Raw genomic sequence first — 14,699 nt, 5'->3', positions numbered from 1 at the left:
GGGGTGCAGGTGTCGGAGAGATGGTCTTCCAGCGCTTTATCCCTGGCGCAACCAACCATAGAGCGGGAACTTTTCCGCCATCTCAAGCACCTGGCCGCGGATCTGCCGAAGCTTGGTTTCGTCCGAGCGATGCTCGAGCGCTTGTGCGATCCAGCCTGCAATGACGCGCATCTCCGGCTCTTTCATCCCGCGTGTGGTGAGTGCGGGGGTTCCGATTCGAATGCCGCTAGGCTTCATGGGAGGGTTGGTGTCGTAGGGGATTGCGTTCTTGTTGACGGTGATTCCAGCCTCTCCCAGAGCGTGCTCTGCCTCTGAGCCGAGCATTCCCTTTTGGAAGACATCGATCAACATCACGTGGGTGTCGGTTCCACCGGAGATGATGCGATAATCCTCGGCTGCGATGGTCTCTGCGAGCACCTTTGCGTTGGTGACGACTTGTTGGGCGTAGGCCGCAAACTCCGGTTGCAGGGCCTCTTTGAAGGCTACAGCCTTGGCTGCGACGATGTGCATCAGCGGGCCGCCCTGCTGGCCTGGGAAGACGCTGCGATCAATACTGGCTGCCAGGTCCTGACTGCACAGAATGAGTCCACTACGCGGCCCGCGCAGGGTTTTGTGAGTGGTGGAGGTGACGACGTGGGCGTGGGGGACCGGGGACGGATGCACGCCGCCGGCGACGAGGCCAGCGAAGTGGGCCATGTCGATCATGAGCGAGGCGCCTACTTTGTCGGCGATGGCGCGCATGCGGGGGAAGTCGAACTGGCGTGGATAGGCGCTGCCGCCACCTACGATGACCTTGGGCTTTTCGCGGAGGGCTGTGGCTTCGAGCTCGTCATAGTCAATGGTTTCAGTATCTTTGCGGACCTGATAGCCGACGATGCGGTAGAGTTTGCCAGAGAAGTTGAGTTTGTGGCCGTGGGTGAGGTGGCCGCCGTGGGCGAGGTCGAGGCCGAGGACGCAGTCTCCTGGAGAGAGGAGGGACATGTAGGCGGCGGCGTTGGCCTGGGAGCCGGAGTGGGGCTGCACGTTGGCGTGCTCGGCGCCAAAGAGGCGTTTGGCGCGGTCGCGGGCGATGTCTTCGACGACGTCGGCGTACTCGCAGCCGCCGTAGTAGCGCTTGCCGGGGTAGCCCTCTGCGTATTTGTTGGTGAATACGGTGCCTGCGGCTTCGAGAACGGCGCGGCTGACGAAGTTCTCGGAGGCGATCATCTCGAGGCCTTCGTGCTGGCGTTTGACCTCGTTCTCGATCTGGGCGGCGATGTCGGGGTCGGAGGAGGCCAGCGTGGCGTTTAAGTCGATAGGCATGGGGTTATTTTATGTCACGCTTTTGCGTTTTTTTTCGGGATGGGTTTTGGGGTGGGGTTTTTCGTTTTTGCTGTGTTTTTTGAGGGGTGTTTTGAAAATATGCGTGTTTTGGTGTGGTGATTTGCTGGTGAGTTGTGGTGGATAGTGTGGCTGAGATGGTAGTGAAGCGGACACCATCCGGGAGGGGAAAAGTATGACAGGTTTTTCAAGTTTATTTTTGGGGTGGGAGTTCGGAACCGCTTTGGGATCGTTGGTGGCAGACAAGAAGGCATACCCCAGGTCTGAAGCCCCATTCTTGAGCTGGGTGGGAGGCCCAAGGCTAAAGCCTTGGGTTACCTCAGAAGCAAAGACCTTGGACCAACCCCCAAGCAAGTACCGTACGATTGCGTAATGTATGCAAAATATTGCATACATTTCTTCTCTTTCGGCCTATAGTCGGGACAGCTCTGGCGATGTAGAGAGGATGGATGCCATGCATGACGTACTGATTATTGTTAGCTTTCTTGGGGTGATCATGGCTCCGTGTGTGCTCGCGATGCGAACGGGTGTTGAAGATGCTGAGGACTTGGAGACTTAGTTTTTAGTTTGGAATAAAGGATTGATTGAGGCATCCATTGAGGGCTGCATGCGTTCCTATAAGCAGGCTAGAACTTGAAAGGATCACTCCTATGCAGGTCTTCTACGTTGCGCTGGTGTTTTTGATGATGGTGATTATTCCGTGTCTTTTGGTACGGCGAAGCGGGACGCGCGAAGAAGAGTCTCGTCACTTTGGAGAGGCGTTGCGACCGTTTGAGTTTGAACGCGACGGACGCTAAAGGGTTGTGGGCTTGCGTTGCGCAAGGCGCTTGAATGCCTTATAGACGAAGGAGCCCAGATACCAACCGTCGATGTACTTGTAGGGTGTTTCGCCGGTGGTGTAGTGGCCGCACGGTAAGACCTTTGAAACATAATCTATCTTCAGGGCATCGAAGTTGGTGAGGACGTCGCGCGAGTACTTGAGCGGGAAGGTCAGGTCGTAGGTGGCGTGTACGACTAACACCTGTTTCGGGTTTGCAGCGAAGCGATCCATGTAGGACATGGGACTGACGATGCTGAAGATCTCTCTGACTTGATCTTGTGTAAGGCCTGCCTCTTCGAAGGCAGCCTGGATATGACGTGTGCTTTGGCCGGTCCAGACGACATCGCCGAACCAGGTGGAGGCGTGGTTGAAGGCGCAGACCTGGATGCGTGGGTCGAAGGCGGCGGCGATGAAGGCGTAGCAGCTGCCGAGGCTGGTTCCGAGGACGCCGAACTGTTCGTAACCTTGCGATTCGAGCCAGTCGACGGCGCTGCGGATATCGACTACGGCCTGGCGGCAGGCCTCGGTGGTGCGGCCTACGTTGGAGCTGACGGCGTAGTCGGAGCGCTCGAGCTCGGCGGGGCGGCGGATGTCGTGGTAGGGCTTGGAGAGGCGGAGGCAGGAGACGCCGAAGTTGTTGAAGAGGGTGCAGAGGGCGTTGTGGCTGAATGCGTCGGCGTTCCACTGGGGCATGACGATCATGGCCTGTTTGGGCTTGCCTTTGACGGTCTCGGGATGGGCGGGATACCAGCGGGCGTTGACGGTGTCGTTCTCGGGATAGAGGCTGCGGACGGGTGAGGTGAAGCGGAGGAAGTCGGCCTCTTCGATCTCGCCGGTGTCGGCCTGACGTTTGAGTTCGGCGTCCTCTTCGAGGGTTTCGGGACGAACGTTGGTGGGGAAGAGCTGGGGGTGGCGGCGCTCGAGGCGGAAGTCGGTGGGGGTGGTGTAGCCGAAGAACTCGTCGGCGCGGGCGACGATGTCGCGGTTGATGGCGATCATGCGGTCGTAGTCGCTGAGGTGCGGGTCGGCGGCGAGGGCGAGGGGGCTGAAGTCCTTGAGCCAGTCGAAGCCCCACTCGAGCGGGCGGACGATGCGGTTGGTGTCGCGTGTGGTGAGAGCCGTCTCCCAGGCGTACATCCACTTCGCGTAGAGCTTTGAGAGCATCTGTTCAGTTTACCAAGGTGCCGGAGTGAGCAACGGGGCTATTGATTCGCAGGTAGTTCGAACACTGCAGGATATTGGCAATCGATTTGTATTGTGGTTTTAATCGTGCCTCGCGTTGTGAGCAGTGCTATTGGCATTCGATGCCTACGAAGCGCTATGTCCAGTACACTGCAGCACGCCCAGGTAGGCGCTCCAGGGACCGACTGCGTCGCGATATTGGTGGGCCATCACGCGGGAGAGTTGGTGCAGATGCGTGAGGTCGTGAACGGCCCATGTGGCCAGAAGTTCCGATAGCGTTACGACTCCGAGGGCCGGGTGCTTTCCTCGCAGGGTTAAGCTCTCCGGTTGTAGATTCATCGCGGCTAGAGCGGCTAGATTGTCCCGACGCAGGAGGGCGAAGTCGTCGAGGAGTTGGTCCAGCGACTTCTCTTGTTTCGCATTCAATTGCGCGAACCGGTCAAAGGGATCGAAGGGTCGCGTTTCGCCGTGTTCCAGCAGGATGCGCACACGCGGCATCCAGTCGCTACGCTCCGCGAAGACCAGGTGGCCCATGATGTCGAACGCACTCCAGGTATCGTTGCCCTCGTTGCTATGCACCCAGATGCTGGGCAAGCCGTGTAAGAGCGAATGTAGCGTTTCCGGAGTACGGGTGAGAACTGCGACAGCGTCGGGTACGTTGAACTTCGTCATGCTCGCCATGCTTCCATGATGCCTCTTTGGTGCTTTGCTCTCAAGCTGGCGAAGGGGACTAGTGAATTGTTTTGGAGGTGGGGGGTGGTGGCGCAGGAGTTGGCGGGGCGGGGCGGGTGACGCTCTCGACGACGACGCCTTCGGTCTCGAAGTGGGTGATGCGGTGGTCGGTGCTGTGGCCGAGGTGGATGGCCTTCTTGAGGAGGGTGATGAGGGGGCGGGAGTTCTCGGGGAACCAGCGGTCGTTGGATTGGTCGTAGTCGACGGCGAGGTTGTAGCAGGCGTCGCACTTGGGGCAGAGGATGGGTGTCTCGAGCCAGCGCTCGAAGGCGCCGATGGAGAGCTTGCGGACGGGATCGGTGCCGGAGCGGATGGCTGCGATTCTGAGGTTCATTGCTGGGATTAGGGTAGCACTGGGGACTCGCGCCATCTATTTGCGCGATGGTTGGCAGGCGGATTGCGTGCGCAGGGATGGGTCGGGAGAGTGGAAGAGATTTTCCTATGTTTGGGGAGTTTTCGCGCATGTTTGGGATTGATCTTCGCTGTGGAGCCTGTGCATGGTCTTGAAAACAGGGGATGAGTTGCCGGGGTGCGCGGCTGGTCTTCGACTTGCTTCCTATGCAAGATGTAGCACACAAAAAGTCCGACACATTCGGAGACAGAGGAGCACATTATGGCAGCTATCGCTCTATTTACGTGCCTCTGCGGTGTACAGAAGAAGACGAGCAATCACTGGGTTCTGGCCAGGGTTACACCGCGAGGAATCAGTTTTATGCCGTGGGATGGAGAGCTTGCACGCAGCAGGGATGTGATCGTTCTGTGCGGCGAGGGTTGCGCGGCTTCGCTGCTCAGCCGGTCGCTGGGGGAGTGGAAGCAGCAGGTGCGGAGTGTTGCGGCGGCGGAGTTTGAGCTTGCGGTGGCCTGACGGCCGGTCGCCCTGCGCGGGCGGCGATCACTTCGTGTGATTTGTGTATCCCTTCGGGTGCGGCTCCCGTTGGTCGCCTAAATCTTTGTGCCGACCAACGGGAGGACTGCGCGACGCGGTATACACCCCACGAAGTGGGTTAGAGCTCGGAGAAGATGAGGCAGACGCGGCCGATGATGTAGTCGGCTGGGGTCTCGTGGGTGGCGAGGGGCAGGAGCTGGACGGGGAAGTCGCGGGAGTAGGGGCGAAGGATGAGGCGGCCCTCGTCGAAGTCGACGAAGCGAAGGAGGAGCGCGGCGCCGCAGCGGACGGCGTAGAGGGTGGGCTGGTGGGCACGGTAGGGCGCGAGAGAGTTGTAGTAGCGGAGTTAAGTGTGTTGAAGAGTCAGATGCAACAGCTGATTGGAATCGGACAGCCGGGAAGAATTACAGAGCTGGAGGAGAGGGTTCATCAGCATGAGCGGAGCGTTCAGCGCATGAAGGGGTTGGTTGGTGCTGTGGGAACGGCGCTGGCCATGTTTCATCTGGCGATTGATTATTTTCGACGCTAGATGAGTTGACTATGAAGTTCGATGTCGAGAAGAAAATGTCGACGGGAGAAAGAGATGAATTTTCTGAAGCTATTTTTACGGGCGATTGCATTACTGCCCGGCGTGGTGCAGGGGACAGAGGCGATGTTTGGAGCGGAGACGGGAGAGCAGAAGAAGGCGGCGGCGGTGGAGATTGTGGGGGCGGCGATCAACATGGCGGACGCTGTGACGATGAAGCATATCGCTGAGCCGGAGAAGTTTACCCAGGGTCTGAGCACGATGATCGACGGGGTTGTGATGTGCCTGAATGCCAGCCTGTGGGCGAAGCAATAGAGTCAGATGCGGGGCGCGGTGTCCTGGGGTAAAACCGTATAATCGTGCGATGGATGCCGCGCTGAAGGGTAGTGTGTTGGTTGGAGTAGTGATGGGAAGCCGCAATGATTATGCGGTGATGAAGAACGCCGTTGAGGTGTTGAAGGAGTTCGGCGTTGCGCATGAGGTGCGGGTGGTTTCGGCGCATCGGACGCCTGATCTGTTGTTTGAGTATGCAGATGGAGCGGTGGGGCGGGGGTTGCGCGTGATCATCGCGGGAGCTGGCGGGGCGGCGCATCTGCCGGGGATGATTGCGGCCAAGACAGTGGTGCCGGTGCTGGGCGTGCCGATACCCGCGACGGCGCTGCAGGGGATGGATTCGCTGCTCAGTATTGTGCAGATGCCGAAGGGGATTCCGGTTGGGACGCTGGCGATTGGCGCGGCTGGGGCGATGAACGCAGGGCTGTTGGCTGTCGCGATGCTGGCGACTACGGATGCGGCGCTGCAGGAGAAGCTGATCGCGTGGCGCTCGGTGCGGCGGGATGAGGTTCTGGCGCAGGTTGTCGGGGAAGATGAGGTCGGCGCGTGAGCTCTGGTTCTGTGACAGCGAAGCCGATTTTGCCTGGTGCTACGATCGGGATATTTGGTGGTGGGCAGCTTGGCCGGATGACGGCGATGGCGGCTCGTGCGATGGGCTATCGGATTCTTGTGCTCGATCCGGATCCGGCGTGTCCGGCGCGGTTTGTAGTAGATGGATGCATCGAGGCTGGATGGGACGATTCGCGGGAGGCGGCGAATCTTGCGCGCGGCTGCGATGTGGTCACGTTGGAGATTGAGCAGATTTCGCCGAGGAGTATGGAGGCGGCGGCGAGTTACGCTCCGGTGCGGCCGGGCGGCGCGATGCTGGCTATCATTCAGGACAGGATCGAGCAGAAGGACTGGCTGAAGCGGAACGGATTTCCGTTGGGCGACTATCGGGCGGTGCGGTCGCTCGATCAGCTACGAGAGGCTGTGGCTGCACTGGGAGGACGATGTTTCTGCAAGAGCGCCACGGGAGGGTATGACGGGCGCGGGCAGGGCAAGGTCGGGTTTACAGCGGGTGCGGATGTCGAAGATGAGATTCGGGGTGCGTGGGAGGCTCTGGGTGAAGGGGCTGGTGTTGTAGAGAAGGCGGTGGAGTTGGAGCGGGAGATCTCGGTGCTGGTGGCGCGCGCGCCCAATGGCGAGGTGAAGGTTTATCCGCCGGCGTGGAATCATCACGAGAATCAGATACTGGAGTGGAGCGTGATACCCGCGCCCATCCCCTCTGCAATGGAGACCGAGGCCAGGGAGATTGCAGAGGCGATTGCGGATACCTTTCAGCTTGAAGGAGTGCTGGCGGTGGAGATGTTCTGCACGACGGACGGCAAGCTGCTGGTGAATGAGCTGGCTCCGCGACCGCACAACAGCTATCACGCGAGTGTGCGGGCCTGCGTGACGGGACAGTTCGAGCAGCTGGTGCGGGCAGTGTGCGATCTTCCACTGGGTGGTGTGGAGATTGTGCAGCCTGCGGCGATTGCGAATCTGCTTGGAGATCTATGGATTGGAGCTGATGGCGCAGTGAGGGAGCCGAGATTTGATGCTGCATTGGCGGTGCCGGGCGTAAGGCTGCATCTGTACGAGAAGCACAAGCCGCGGAAGGGGCGGAAGATGGGGCATCTTTCCGCAGTCGGCAGCAGCACCGAAGAAGCCATTGAGCTGGTACTACAGGCAAAGAGGTTGTTGTAGATGGATGATATAGATTTCGGCTTTCTGGAAGATTATGGTGACCGGGTAGTTCATTGGGAAGGCACTCTTCTTTTTCCGGCGGATGTCGCTGTCGAAGCTGTCGGCGAATTCAAGCATAAGAACATACGGCTGCTGGGAATTGACGCATTCGACTCTTCAACAGAGGATACGTTTGAATGCCGCAATGAAGACTGCCTCGATTTTTCGCGCAAAGAGTATTGGGATTACAGCGTGGAAGAGTTATGCGACATCGCGACGGAGCATATCCAGTCCAGAAACGAATTTCTCTTCGAGTTTATTGAGCCATAACGGCACTTCAAAGTATCGGACTGAAGCGCATAAAAGAGCGGCAGACTTATAGGTCTGCCGCTCTTTTATTTTAGTTAGAGGCTGCGTTAGCCGATGTCTTCGGCCCAGTTCTCGAGATAGGCTTTGAAGTCGGACATGAACTTGCCAGCGTCGGCTCCGTCTACGATGCGGTGATCGAAGCCGAGGGTGAAGCGTTGGATGGAGCGGATGGCGATGGAGTCGTTGCCGTCCTTGTCGGTGAGGACTTCGGCTTCCTTGTTCAGACCGCCGATGCCAAGGATCGCGCTCTGCGGCTGGTTGATGATGGGAGTGCCGAACTGCTCGCCGAAGATGCCGGAGTTGGTGAGGGTAAAGGTGCCGCCGGAGATCTCGTCGGGTGCGAGCTTTTTGCCGCGGGCACGGTCAGCTACATCAACGATGGCGCGGGCGATGCCGAGGAAGTTCTTCTCTTCGGTCTGCTTGATGACGGGGACGATGAGTCCCCAGTCGAGCGCGACGGCGATACCGATGTTGATGTTCTTGTTGTAGCGGATGGCCTCGCCTTCGATCGATCCGTTGACGACAGGATGCTTGCGGAGCGCGTGGATAGCGGCGCGTGTGATGAAGGGCATGTAGGTCAGCTTGACGCCGTTGCGCTGCTCGTACTTGGTCTTCTCTTTCTCGCGGAGCTTGACGATGCGGGTCATGTCCACCTTGAAGACGGTGTGGACGTGCGGGCTGGTGCGCTTGGACTCGACCATGCGTTGGGCGATGATGGAGCGCATCTTGGACATGGGGACGAGTTCGCCGGGCTGCGGCTGAGGTGCTGCAGGCTTGGCTGCGGCGGGCGCTGGAGCAGAGGATGCGGGTGCAGCAGGAGCGGCTGCTACCGGCTTCGGGCCCTGCTCGAGGTGGCCGAGGATGTCCGTCTTGGTGATGCGGCCAGAGGCTCCGGTTCCTGGGACCTGCGCAAGGTTGACGTTGTTGTCTTTCGCGATCTTGCGGACCAACGGCGAGGACCGAACGCGTTCACCTTCCGATGCGGAGACCGTGGCGGAGGAAGCAGGAGCAGGAGCGGCTTGTGCTGCGGCTGCGGGTGCGGAGGGAGCGGCTGCAGATGACTTGCCGGCGCCACCGCCAATGACGGCGACGACGGTGTTGATCTGGACGGTCGATCCCTCGGGGACTTTAATCTCGGAGAGGATGCCAGCGACCGGCGAGGGAATCTCGGCGTCGACTTTGTCCGTGGAGATTTCGAAGATGGGCTCGTCGCGCTGGACGGTGTCGCCGATCTTTTTCAGCCACTTGGTGATGGTGCCCTCGGTGATGGACTCGCCCATCTGGGGCATCAGGACCTCGGTGCCAGGACCGCCTGGAGTGGGGGTATTGCCCTGAGCGGCTGCGGGAGTTTCGGCGGCAGCAGGAGTAGCGCTGTCTGCGGCGGGAGTGGCGGCTGTTTCGGCCTTTGCGGATGAGGCGGAGGGGGCCGATGTGGAGGCTGACTCCTCGATGGTGCAGACGACGGTGTTGATCTGGACGGTGGTGCCTTCGGCGATCTTGATCTCTTTCAGAGTGCCGGCGGAAGGTGAGGGGATTTCGGCGTCGACTTTATCGGTGGAGATTTCGAAGAGGGGCTCGTCGCGCTGGACGGTGTCGCCGGGCTTTTTGAGCCACTTGGTGATGGTGCCTTCGGTGATGGATTCGCCCATCTGGGGCATGACTACGTCGGTCGGCATGAACTTTTCTTCTCCCTCAAAACCAGGTGCGACGGCTAAATTTCAGCGCAAACCAAGCAGGCGCGCAGTGGAGCCGATACGTATGGGATTATACGGCGGTCGCGCGATTGCTGGCCGGCCCGTGCGGTAAGCGAACAATCCGGTCAGGCAGGTTGGGCAAGAATCTCCTCTATTGAGTTGCACCAGAGCATCTGGCGTTCGAAGACGCGGCCGAAGTTGCGGGCCGTTGCGTTAAGCGCGGTCTCCATGGTGGGTTGGCGATCGGAGTCGGCTTCGAACTCGAGGCTGGTGACCTGGCGGTCGGTGATGCCGCAGGGGACGATCCAGTCGAAGTCGCGGAGGTCGGTGGTGACATTGAGCGCGAACCCATGGGAGGTGATGCCTTGCGAGACGTGAACGCCGATGGCGGCGATCTTTTTTTCGCGAATGCTGCCTCCGGCGATGGTCCAGACGCCGGTCAGCTTGCATATTCGTTGGGTCATGACGCCGAAGTCGCCGCAGGTGCGGATAAGTGCCTCTTCGAGCAAGCGGACGTAGTCTACGGGACCGAGGTGGGGACCTTTTTTGCCTGGGAGGTTGCCGCGTAGGTCGATGATCGGGTAGCCGACGAGCTGGCCTGGGCCGTGATAGGTGACGTCGCCACCACGGTTGACCTCGTGCAGCTCGACGCCGCGATGGGTGAGTAACTCGTCGCTGGCCAGAATGTTTGAGCGATGCGCATTTCGGCCAAGCGTGAGGACAGGCGGATGTTCGAGCAAGAGGAGGGTGTCTTCAATCAGACCCTGCTTGCGCGCAGCGATGACCTGCTGCTGGATCGCCAGTCCCTCCGCATAAGAGATTCGACCGAGATGGAGAAGGTTGATGTGCACAAGCGTTGTTGGTGATAAGGGCTAGAAGATGCAGCCGAACTGGGAGCGGGCTGCATCTTCGATGGATTAGCGCTAGACGTTGACTGCCATGCCCTCGACGCTTGAGAAGCCGTCCAGCAGGGCCTCGGCGACGGTTGGGTGCGCGTGGATGGTGAACATCATCTCTTCGATGGTCGCCTCCAGTTCGATGGCGGTGACGCATTCGGCGATGATCTCCGTGGCATAAGGCCCGATGATGTGGACGCCCAGGATCTCGCCGTGCTTCGCATCCGCAACGACCTTGACGAAGCCATCGTGCGCGTCGAGGATGGTCGCCTTGGAGTTGCCGACGAATGGGAACTTGCCGGTCTTTACCTGGAAGCCCTTCTCTTTGGCCTGGGCCTCAGTAAGGCCGACGCTGGCGATCTGGGGATCGGTGTAGGTGCAGCCGGGGATGCGGGTGCGGTTTACAGGTCTCGCATACTTCCCTGCAATACGCGCCGCTACCACCAGGCCAGCCATGCTGCCGACATGAGCGAGTTGCGGCAGGCCGGCGACGATATCGCCGATCGCGTAGACACCGGGCTCGGTCGTCTCCATCCACTCGTTGGTGACGATGAAGCCGCGATCGGGTGTGATCTTTGTCTTGTCGAGGCCGATGTCTGAGGTGCGCGGCGAACGTCCGACTGCAACCAGAACCTTCTCCGCCTGTTTGGTGTCGCCCTTGCCATCCGACTTCGTAAAGTGAACGAGCACGCCGTCCTTATTCTTCTCGAGCTTGTCGACCTTAGCCGAGACATGCACATCGATGCCGCGCTTCTTGAAGAGCCGCGCCAGTTCCTTGCTGATGTCTTCGTCTTCGGCGTTGACCATGCGCGGCAGAGCCTCGAGGATGGTCACTTCGGCACCAAAACTCTTGAAGATCGAGGCGAACTCGACGCCCACTGCGCCGGAGCCGACGACGACGAGCGATTTCGGCATCTGGTCGATCTTGAGAATCTCGTAGTTGGTCAGGATCGTGTCATCGGGCGTGTAGCCGGGCAGCATCCGAGCATCGGAGCCGGTCGCGAGCACTACCTTCTTCGCCTTTATGGTGTCGGTCTTGCCGTCGGCGAGCTTGACCTCGATGGTGTGGACCCCATCCTTGGCCGGGCTGGTGAGGCGGCCGTAGCCCTTGATGGCGTTGATCTTGTTCTTCTTCATCAGGAAGTCCAGACCCTTGACATGACGGGAGATGACATCGTCCTTGCGCGCCAGTAGACCCTTCCAGTTGAGCGTGGGCGTTACGCCGTCGATGCCATAGCGGTCGGCGTGCTTCAGATGGTCCCACAGCTCCGCCGAAAACAGCATTGCCTTCGTAGGAATGCAGCCCCAGAGCAGGCATGTGCCGCCTAGTCGGTCGTTCGCGTCAATCAGGGCGGCCTTCAGGCCATATTGCGAGGCGCGGATCGCGCAGGTATATCCAGCCGGACCGCCGCCAAGTACTACTACATCAAAGATCGTATCTGCCAAGGGAACACTCCATGTATGTGAACCAACACGCACTATCTTATTCGATTCTCCACTTACTTTTTAGATTCCTGGCCGCAGGATCTGGCATTTGGCCTTGACATCTGCGTCATAATAGACCTGTGGGAATGTTGTGGAGAATCAATGGTTAGCGACGTAGCAGAACTCACGCGGACACTTCGGAAGCCAACCTCGGCCAGCTCCAGCAGCGGCTTCGGGGGAGAGTTACGTTCCAGGCTCCGCGAGGTCAGCGAGCAGATCAGGGCCGATCTGAACAGCACCGGCCAGTCGATCTTTACCGATGGGCATGGCAATCGCTACCTCATCCAACGTGAGCCAGGCGCGCGTTGATCGCGATCGTTGCCGGATTCCTTCTGGTAGCGTATCTGCTTGCTCCTGGTGCGATTTACCGGCTTACCTTCTCTTTCTATATCTCCAGCAAGCGGTTTCAACGAACACGTACGGAAGAGATCGTCTTCTCCGTGCTGGTTACCGTGATTCCCTTTCTGCTTGCTTGGCTGCTGCTGCACACCCCGCTCGGTAGCCATCCGACGATTCAAGGCTCCATGGGTAAGCGCGAGGCTTATCGCACCATCCTCTCCTCGCTCGTATCTGACACGAACAGGGGCTCCCCCACACTGCTCTCAGCCTACTTTCGAGCCGCAGCCGAACAGGCTCGCTTCGTCGGCCTGCTCTGGATGCTCTGCGCGGTGGAAGGCTGGCAGATTGGGCGCGTCGTCCGAGGCTACGGCGACTATGCGGATGGCTCATTTCTTCGCACGCTCTGCGACCGGTTTCTACTGAAGAACGTCTCTGAGTGGCAGGTCCTCTTCACTACACTCTCACTGCACTCCAACGATCCCAGAACAGTGGTCGAGATCGATGCACTCTCTACGTTGAACGTTCTCTATCGCGGTCGCCTCGTGAACTGGTTCACGGATCAGGATGGAAAGCTCGAAGGCATCTTCCTCATCAATGCGCAGCGTTTCCGCCGCGATCAGATCGCCCGCGACCGCGCCGCTGGCATCTTCAAGTCAAACGAAGGCTACTGGGCTGCAGTTCCCGGTTCGAATTTGTACCTGGTCGCCAGCAGTCTCACGAGCTACAACGTCCGCTATGTCGAGCCGAGCGATATTGATTTCGTCGAACAGGAGTTGGGCGCTGGCGTGATGATTACGCCGCTGCCATCGGAGACCTCAGACGAAGGGGAGCAATCATGACTCCTCTTCACGCGAGTACCCTCGCAGCATCCTTCGCAAAGTAAGTAACGATAAAGTCCGCGCCGGCACGCCGGATCGATAGCAGGGACTCCATCATGGCGCGCTCCGGCTCAAGCCATCCGCGCTGAAACGCCGCGTGCAGCATGGAGTATTCGCCCGACACCTGATACGCTCCCATCGGCAGATCGTAGCGCTCGCGGGCAGCTCGAATCACATCGAGATAAGGCATCGCAGGCTTCATCAGGAGCATGTCCGCACCCTCCGCGATATCCTGGTCGATCTCGCGCATAGCTTCGCGGATATTTGCGCCGTCCATCTGGTAGCTTCTGCGATCGCCGAACTGCGGTGCGGAGTCCGCTGCTTCGCGAAACGGACCATAGAACGCGGAAGCGAACTTCGACGCGTAGCTCATCACGGGAATCTGTTCCTGTCCGCTTGCATCAAGCGCTTCGCGAATGGCTTCGACACGACCATCCATCATGTCCGAAGGAGCCACGATGTCCGCGCCCGCTTTGGCCAGCGAGGCAGCCGTCTTTGCGATGAGGGAGATACTCGAGTCATTATCGATCTCGTAGTGCTCACCGTCTCGCGCCACGACGCCGCAGTGGCCGTGCGAGGTGTATTCACAGAGGCATACATCGGCAATTGTCACCAGCGAATCGAGAGCGCGGTTCTTCTTGATTGCTCTCAGAGCCTGTTGCACGATTCCGTCTTCCATCCATGCTCCAGTGCCCTGCTCGTCCTTCTCTGCCGGTAGTCCAAACAGAAGCAGCCCGCCCAGTCCGAGCGAGGCACAGATCTCCGCCTCCTTCACAGCCTCGTCAATCGAGAGGTTGAAGACACCAGGCATCGAGCTGATCTCATGACGAATCCCTTCGCCGGGACAGATAAAGAGCGGATAGATCAGTGCTCCGGCGTGAAGATGGGTCTCGCGGACGAGCGATCGCATCGCATCCGTACGACGAAGACGGCGAAGACGTGTAGCAGGAAAGTTCATACAGTCAGTTTACTTCCAGCCTCAGCTGCGGTCTGCGATCGCCTCATACTCCGCTGCAGAGTCTGATGGAGCCAGAACCCACAGCGTATAAATTCCCAGCGCAGTGCCTAAGAGAGGCTTCAACAATGCAAGAACTCCAACGACGATTGCGGTGGTTCTGCCCCAGGGTTTGCGCGTGAGCAGGCTATAGCCGACAAATAGAGCTAGTCCAGCCATAACCACTGTATAAATAGCGATGAATGGAAGGAAAGAGGCCAGCCACGGCGACCCAAACTGCCCATGATAGTGATTGAACGGCCAGTCGCTGCCAAATCCGCGCATTGTAACTACGCGAAGTACAAGCATTCCGAAGAGTCCGCCGATGATTCGGTACGCCCCGAAGAGGCACCAGAGAGTGCCCAGCGCCTGGATATGTTGCTGAACGCGGGGTATCAACACAGGCATAGGTTGTTGAGGATACGTCCTATACGCCGGCTGCGCGGCAGTAACTGGGTTCCCGCATCTAGAGCAAAAATGAACGTCGTCCGCGAATTGAGCTCCGCATCCCTGACAGACCATCTCACACCTCCAACCA

Annotated in this window: 19 protein-coding genes; 9 read left to right on the top strand and 10 right to left on the bottom strand. The window is 59.2% G+C overall.

From position 1 onward, the window contains the following. Positions 1–36: 36 nt before the first annotated feature. A complete protein-coding gene (glyA, locus tag GSQ82_RS21210; protein ID WP_158794304.1) occupies positions 37–1,302 on the bottom strand; it encodes a serine hydroxymethyltransferase in 1,266 nt (421 codons plus the stop codon). A 9-nt stretch (positions 1,303–1,311) separates the two neighbouring features. Next, the gene (locus tag GSQ82_RS21205; protein WP_158794303.1) at positions 1,312–1,716 is read right to left on the bottom strand and encodes a hypothetical protein; all 405 of its coding nucleotides are present in this window, start codon (positions 1,714–1,716) and stop codon (positions 1,312–1,314) included. A gap of 254 nt (positions 1,717–1,970) precedes the next feature. Here GSQ82_RS21205 and GSQ82_RS21200 point away from each other — a divergent pair, with 254 nt between their 5' ends. After that, entirely contained in the window at positions 1,971–2,117 is a 147-nt protein-coding gene (locus GSQ82_RS21200; RefSeq protein ID WP_158794302.1) for a hypothetical protein, read from the top strand. Here GSQ82_RS21200 and GSQ82_RS21195 read toward each other — a convergent pair. The 3 genes from GSQ82_RS21195 to GSQ82_RS21185 form a co-directional block, all read right to left on the bottom strand. Then, positions 2,114–3,304, bottom strand: coding sequence for an alpha/beta hydrolase family protein (locus tag GSQ82_RS21195; protein ID WP_158794301.1), 1,191 nt, complete (start codon positions 3,302–3,304; stop codon positions 2,114–2,116). The genes GSQ82_RS21200 and GSQ82_RS21195 overlap by 4 nt on opposite strands. A 144-nt stretch (positions 3,305–3,448) precedes the next feature. Next, complete coding sequence (locus tag GSQ82_RS21190) at positions 3,449–4,003, bottom strand: DinB family protein (protein ID WP_254061829.1); 555 nt, start codon at positions 4,001–4,003, stop codon at positions 3,449–3,451. Between the two features lie 49 nt (positions 4,004–4,052). Further along, positions 4,053–4,388, bottom strand: coding sequence for a hypothetical protein (locus GSQ82_RS21185; RefSeq protein ID WP_216847150.1), 336 nt, complete (start codon positions 4,386–4,388; stop codon positions 4,053–4,055). 279 nt (positions 4,389–4,667) lie between these two features. Here GSQ82_RS21185 and GSQ82_RS21180 point away from each other — a divergent pair, with 279 nt between their 5' ends. The 6 genes from GSQ82_RS21180 to GSQ82_RS21155 all read left to right on the top strand — a co-directional run bounded on the left by GSQ82_RS21180 (position 4,668) and on the right by GSQ82_RS21155 (position 7,836). Continuing rightward, positions 4,668–4,919, top strand: coding sequence for a hypothetical protein (locus tag GSQ82_RS21180; protein ID WP_158794300.1), 252 nt, complete (start codon positions 4,668–4,670; stop codon positions 4,917–4,919). An 85-nt stretch (positions 4,920–5,004) separates the two neighbouring features. Then, positions 5,005–5,469 (top strand): hypothetical protein, encoded by a 465-nt coding sequence (locus GSQ82_RS21175; protein ID WP_158794299.1) that lies wholly within the window; start codon positions 5,005–5,007, stop codon positions 5,467–5,469. A gap of 54 nt (positions 5,470–5,523) precedes the next feature. Continuing rightward, a complete protein-coding gene (locus tag GSQ82_RS21170; protein WP_158794298.1) occupies positions 5,524–5,781 on the top strand; it encodes a hypothetical protein in 258 nt (85 codons plus the stop codon). 49 nt (positions 5,782–5,830) lie between these two features. Then, on the top strand, positions 5,831–6,349 hold the full coding sequence (gene purE, locus GSQ82_RS21165) for a 5-(carboxyamino)imidazole ribonucleotide mutase (protein WP_158794297.1): 519 nt from the start codon (positions 5,831–5,833) through the stop codon (positions 6,347–6,349). Continuing rightward, on the top strand, positions 6,346–7,527 hold the full coding sequence (purK, locus tag GSQ82_RS21160) for a 5-(carboxyamino)imidazole ribonucleotide synthase (protein ID WP_216847149.1): 1,182 nt from the start codon (positions 6,346–6,348) through the stop codon (positions 7,525–7,527). The genes purE and purK overlap by 4 nt, the downstream gene beginning before the upstream one ends. Next, complete coding sequence (locus GSQ82_RS21155; protein WP_158794296.1) at positions 7,528–7,836, top strand: hypothetical protein; 309 nt, start codon at positions 7,528–7,530, stop codon at positions 7,834–7,836. An 86-nt stretch (positions 7,837–7,922) separates the two neighbouring features. Here GSQ82_RS21155 and sucB read toward each other — a convergent pair whose 3' ends face one another. The 3 genes from sucB to lpdA form a co-directional block, all read right to left on the bottom strand. Next, positions 7,923–9,551, bottom strand: a complete 1,629-nt coding sequence (sucB, locus tag GSQ82_RS21150; protein ID WP_158794295.1) for a 2-oxoglutarate dehydrogenase, E2 component, dihydrolipoamide succinyltransferase — start codon at positions 9,549–9,551, stop codon at positions 7,923–7,925. Between the two features lie 143 nt (positions 9,552–9,694). After that, positions 9,695–10,420, bottom strand: coding sequence for a lipoyl(octanoyl) transferase LipB (gene lipB / locus GSQ82_RS21145; protein ID WP_158794294.1), 726 nt, complete (start codon positions 10,418–10,420; stop codon positions 9,695–9,697). 72 nt (positions 10,421–10,492) lie between these two features. Beyond that, complete coding sequence (gene lpdA / locus GSQ82_RS21140; RefSeq protein ID WP_158794293.1) at positions 10,493–11,911, bottom strand: dihydrolipoyl dehydrogenase; 1,419 nt, start codon at positions 11,909–11,911, stop codon at positions 10,493–10,495. A gap of 141 nt (positions 11,912–12,052) precedes the next feature. Here lpdA and GSQ82_RS21135 point away from each other — a divergent pair, with 141 nt between their 5' ends. Next, positions 12,053–12,259 (top strand): hypothetical protein, encoded by a 207-nt coding sequence (locus tag GSQ82_RS21135; RefSeq protein WP_158794292.1) that lies wholly within the window; start codon positions 12,053–12,055, stop codon positions 12,257–12,259. After that, positions 12,256–13,128, top strand: coding sequence for a hypothetical protein (locus tag GSQ82_RS21130; protein ID WP_158794291.1), 873 nt, complete (start codon positions 12,256–12,258; stop codon positions 13,126–13,128). Before GSQ82_RS21135 ends, GSQ82_RS21130 begins: the two co-directional genes overlap by 4 nt. Before the next feature lie 7 nt (positions 13,129–13,135). On the opposite strand, the gene hemB is transcribed toward GSQ82_RS21130, so the two are convergent. Continuing rightward, entirely contained in the window at positions 13,136–14,125 is a 990-nt protein-coding gene (hemB, locus tag GSQ82_RS21125; protein ID WP_158794290.1) for a porphobilinogen synthase, read from the bottom strand. A 21-nt stretch (positions 14,126–14,146) separates the two neighbouring features. After that, positions 14,147–14,569, bottom strand: a complete 423-nt coding sequence (locus GSQ82_RS21120; RefSeq protein WP_158794289.1) for a hypothetical protein — start codon at positions 14,567–14,569, stop codon at positions 14,147–14,149. Positions 14,570–14,699: the final 130 nt, after the last annotated feature.

This window comes from Granulicella sp. L60, from assembly GCF_009765825.1.
GTDB lineage: Bacteria > Acidobacteriota > Terriglobia > Terriglobales > Acidobacteriaceae > Edaphobacter.
This window is presented reverse-complemented; position numbering and strand designations above follow the sequence as displayed.